At 58.4% G+C, this 4883-nt stretch carries 3 protein-coding genes; 1 reads left to right on the forward strand and 2 read right to left on the reverse strand.

Annotated features, from left to right (window positions below; translation table 11 throughout):
- Positions 1 to 357 (reverse strand): GntR family transcriptional regulator (locus tag BI292_RS09090; protein WP_157831238.1); only part of this gene is annotated, 357 nt, incomplete at its 3' end.
- Positions 358 to 576: 219 nt separating this feature from the next.
- Between BI292_RS09090 and BI292_RS09095 the strand changes: the two genes are divergently transcribed.
- Positions 577 to 1017: a carboxymuconolactone decarboxylase family protein gene (locus BI292_RS09095; protein WP_092280644.1), complete on the forward strand. Its 441-nt coding sequence runs from the start codon at positions 577 to 579 to the stop codon at positions 1015 to 1017.
- A 565-nt stretch (positions 1018 to 1582) separates the two neighbouring features.
- Here the strand turns inward: BI292_RS09095 and BI292_RS09100 are convergent.
- Positions 1583 to 4513: an Ig-like domain-containing protein gene (locus BI292_RS09100; protein WP_101207677.1), complete on the reverse strand. Its 2931-nt coding sequence runs from the start codon at positions 4511 to 4513 to the stop codon at positions 1583 to 1585.
- Positions 4514 to 4883 lie beyond the last annotated feature (370 nt).

Here is a 4883-nt window from a genome sequence, read left to right on the forward strand (position 1 = left end):
GTATCGCAGCGAACCCTGCAGCGTCGGGTGACGGAGGAACACCGGCAGGTTGCGCCAGGACTCGATGACCTCGCTACTGGCCAATTCCGAATGGCTTTGCTTGCGCTGGATTTTCGCCGGCCGCGCGTTGACGTAAGTGCCTTTGCCTGTGACGCCAGTGAGGAAGTTTTCGTAGGTCAGTTGCGAGTAGGTGTCGGAAATAGTCTTGCGCGAAATGCCCAGTTGTTCCGCCAGCAAACGGCTCGGCGGCAGTTGCGTGCCGGCGGCCAGGCGACCAGTTTCGATGGCGGCGCGCAGCTGCTGGTACAGCTGGCCTGCCAGGTCCTTGCGGCCGTTGATGACAACGTGAAGTTCCATACCGGCGGGGCTCCTGGGCTTTTGAGGGCTGAGAATAGGCGACTGAGGGTCGCGCCAGATTACCCTCATTGCGCCATCGTGGAGAAGTTGCGCAGGGGAAAACCGCCGGATTGGTCTACTGCCCGCTGGTCTGCGAATTTTTCGTCGAATTGGCTCTGTAACGCGGCTGAGTCAGCGCCTACCTTGGGAGCTTGTCTCCGCGCAAAACGAGGTCGCGCCATGAATCCCCGCCTGGACTACTACAGCGCCTCGCCCAAAGCGATGAAAGCGATGATTGCAATGGAAGCGCTGACCAGCCACCTGAGCATCGAACCAGCGCTGCTGCACCTGATCAAAATCCGCGCCTCGCAACTCAACGGCTGCGCGTTCTGCACCGACATGCACTCGGTCGACGCCCGGCGCCTCGGCGAGACGGACCGGCGTTTGTATTCGATTGTGGTGTGGCGCGACAGCAGCTTTTTCAACCCCCGCGAACGCGCGGCATTTGCCTGGACCGAAGCGGTGACGCTGCTCTCTGAAAGCCACGTGCCGGACGACGTTTACAGTTTGGCGCGGGACCAATTCAGCGAAAGCGAACTGGTGGACCTGACCATCGCCGTGACCACGATTAACAGCTGGAATCGGTTGGCGGTGAGTTTCCGCCAGAGCCCCAGCGACTGAAGGTGGCGTATTCCAGGGCGTCGAGCAGGGGATGTCGGTTTGCACGGCGAAGAGGTGGCGGTCAACGTGAGCGCAGGGGGGAGAGGGCAGTGGATTTTGTGTTGGCGTTGGTCATTGGTTTAACGCTTGAGAAAGTGGAAGTCACCACTTGCTCGCCGTCAAACGAATGGGCGGCAACTGTGCGCAGGTTGACGGACCGGTCTCAAGTACCCGGCGCACCCCAAGGTGCCCCACGCACAGTCACCGTAGGACTTTGCAGCGAACGAAGTTATACGCGTGCGAAGTTAAGGAAACCATACGTCTTGAGATTCAGCCCGAGCCGTCAAACCCGATCACGAATGAGTCGTGACGGGCGTGAGGCCAGGGAGACAGGGCTACGCAGTCAACCGGCGAAACGCCGGAAACGGCGGGTTTACTTGTAGGCATATTCCGCGTGTCACAACAACGACATGCTCTTAGATGAGAGCGGAAGAATTAAATAACTCTGTCCGCTTTTGCTAATCCCTGAGCTGGTTGATTGGGACATTGTATTAAATGAACTTTTTATTTATGGCTCGGTAGGTTCTCACGATTCGGGAACTACTGCGATGGCGGTCCAAGTTTTAGATAAATGCTCGCCAGGGATGAAGTAGTCTGTAGGTTGGTAGGGAAATTGGCCGCCTACTACATGCATCACGCGTATGAAAGTTCTTCCTCCTGACGTGATGATCGGGCTGCTCCAGCGGTTCCCGCTCGGGCCTGTAGGGCTGAATATCTGGCCTACGTCATATTGCGCTTTCATGGGGGTCAAGTCGGCATTGCCTAGGTCGCCACCGCCAACGCTTCTATTCCAGGCGTCTGCCTGCTGATAAGTCAAACGTGCGGTGTTGATCAAAATTCTTCGGATATTCGATACGGTGACAGTGAATTGCCCAGAACGACTTTGAGAGTCTCTAACGGTAATGGTCGTCGTGCCATTTTTCATTCCTACAACTTTACCTGCTGTGTTTACCGAAGCTATGGCCGAGTTGGCGGATTGATAGGAGTACGGTGGAACTCCGCCAGTAGGCGTCCTGGTTTTGTTATTGTTTGGTATATCGGCTAGTTTTACAGTCCAGCCATAGCTTTGGACTAGTTTCAAACCATTAAGCACCATAGCGGATTGATCTAACGAAAAACGGACTTGCACGGTAAAGGTGCGCGCCGCCGAGGCCGCCCCCGTGCCGACCTTGGCGGTAAAACTGTGGGCCGCTACCGTCAGCCCCGAGACGGTGAGCGTCCACACTCCGGTGCTTGCATTGGCGATAGGTTCGCCTTTGAGGGTGGCGCCGTCGAGCACTTGCACCTTCTGACCTTTGCTGGCGGTGCCGGTCAGGATGACGGTGGTTTCAACAGTGGTGTTGCCGTTGGGAATTTCGGCGTTGCTCGGTGAGCCTCTGACCGAGGTAATAGTGGTGGCGGCAGCAGCCGTCACGGTCAAGGTCCTGGCTGCCGAGGCCGCCCCCGCGCCGACCCTGGCGGTAAAACTGTGGGCCGCTACGGTCAGCCCCGAGACGGTGAGCGTCCACACTCCGGTGCTTGCATTGGCGACGGGTTCGCCTTTGAGGGTGCCGCCGTCGAGCACTTGCACCTTCTGACCTTTGCTCGCAGTGCCGCTCAGGATGACGCTGGTTTCAGTGGTGATGCCACCGTTGGGGATTTGGGCCCCACTCGGCGAGCCTTTGACCGAGGTAATGGTAGTGGCGGCGGCTGCCGTCACGGTCAAGTTGCGCACATTTGAAAAGACCGGGGTAGGGTGATACCCCGATTTCGCGTACAAGCTGTGCGCGCCGACCGCGACGGCAATGGTCAGTCGCCATTCCCCGGTGGTGGCATTGGCCGTTACGGTTCCTTTGGACACTGCGCTTGAACCGGCCCCGTCGAAAATTTCGACGGGCAAGCCCTTGCTGGCGGTCCCGGTGAGGGCAACGGAAGTTTCAACGGTGAAGCCGTTGTCGAGAATTTCGACGCCACTCGGCACGCCTTTGACCGAGGTCAGGGTGGGTACAGCCAATGCGATAGCCCTGATGGTGTACGGTTGCACCGGAAACCACACGGCTGTCGCTTCATCCGCCCGGCCATCAAAATTGACGCCCACGATCACTCGGATCGTCGAGTCATTCGCCAATTGGTCGAGATAGGCGCGAGTCACTTCCCCGCCCTGAGCGCCAGCACTATCGATGGGTATACCGTTGTGAATCCGTAATACCACGGCCGCGTTGCTGGCATTTGTGCCTTCACACCGCACCCAAAACGGCTGCCGGATTGCAATCCCCGGCCAAGCGCTGACCAGGACTCGTGTGTTACCGGTGAAGCTGCTCAGGTCAAGCGTGCGGTCGTCGGTTACAGCAGTGATCTTTGGAGTGGGCAGGCGCGTGTCGCCGTCGATAATTCGGTTCACTTTCACCTGCAGGGTGGGCGACTCCGCCACAGGTGCGCCGTTGCGGATCAACACCCATTTCAACGTGATGTCCTGCCCCTGTCGCGCAGCCAGAAACGCCGGGGTCAACGTGAAATCGGCGCGTTTGTCGGCATTCAGCACCAGACTCGGAAAGGGCGCGGCCCCCGGCGCGTTCATCTCCACCAGTTGCGCCTGGTCATTGGTCATAGCCGGCAGATGCTCGACCCGCACGGTCACGCCGTTCAGATAGGCCAGCAGATCGATCGGACTGGTAGCGCCAAACAACGCGGGTGGCATTAGCGTCGTTTGCTGCAGGTGCACGTCAATATTGGTCACTTCGGACTGTGCTTTGTTGCCCAATTGGTCAAAAACCCAGTACCAGAAGTGCGTCGCCGGGTCGTCGCCGACCCGTTGGAAAAAGTCGGTGAAATACGTTTCGGTGACCGGCGACGTCTCGCCATCGACGACAGGACGTTCCGCGAAGGCAAGTCCGCCCGTCAGTTCAATCAGATCGTACGGGCGCATGTAGCCGTAGTGGAAACGTACATCAACCCCGGCGTCGGCACGTGCGGTGTCGATCCCTGAGGCGATGACATCGGCCGGGAACTCCAGGCGCGGCGCTTCCGGTCCGCGCAGGTGATAGAGCACGGAAAGGGCTCGTGAATTTTGATAATTGCCGCTGGGACGCGTTACTCGGTACCAGATTTTGTTGACGCCCTCGCGCAAATGGCCGGGCGGTAGATAAAGCCGAATGCGTTGGTCTGCCTCTTTTTCCTCAATGGTCTTGCCAGCCAGTGGCCGCGATCGGCCTTCAAGGTACAAATCGATCCGGTCATCCACCGCAAGCGGCGAAAGACTGAAGGCCTCGCTGACCTGCAAGCTGCCCACCGTACTGCTGAACTCAATCCAAGGATCAACCAGACAAAGCAGCCCCTCGGGCACTTGCGCATAAAGATCGCGTGATATACCGCCGTCGGCGATACCGCTTGGCTCCACCGGTGTGGCCCAGCCAGGAACCATTACTGGGTACAACACAAAAACGCTGTTGCTGATTTCTGCGTCGAATTGCTGATTCATGAGTGGCTCCCGGTATCTGAATTAACGTGCGTCGGCTATCAGACACCGGGTCAAGGCTGCGTCGCTACTGTCAGAACTTACAGGTTCTGGTGATTCTCGGATGAGCGGCTCTGCAACGATTCAGCGCTGATCCCCTTTAGCAGTGAGCCTGCTCGCGATGAGGCCATGCCAGCCACATTACCGCCCAATGACCCACCGCTTTCGCGAGCAAGCTCAGCTCCTACAATTTATCGGTGTTGCCCACAATCCCGCGCCCACCCCAAATCCCCCTGTGGGAGTGAGCCTGCTCGCGATGAGGCCACGCCAGCCACATTACCGCCCAATGACCCACCGCTTTCGCGAGCAAGCTCAGCTCCTACAGTTGATTGGT

The organism is Pseudomonas sp. 43NM1 (genome assembly GCF_002836905.1).
GTDB lineage: Bacteria > Pseudomonadota > Gammaproteobacteria > Pseudomonadales > Pseudomonadaceae > Aquipseudomonas > Aquipseudomonas prosekii.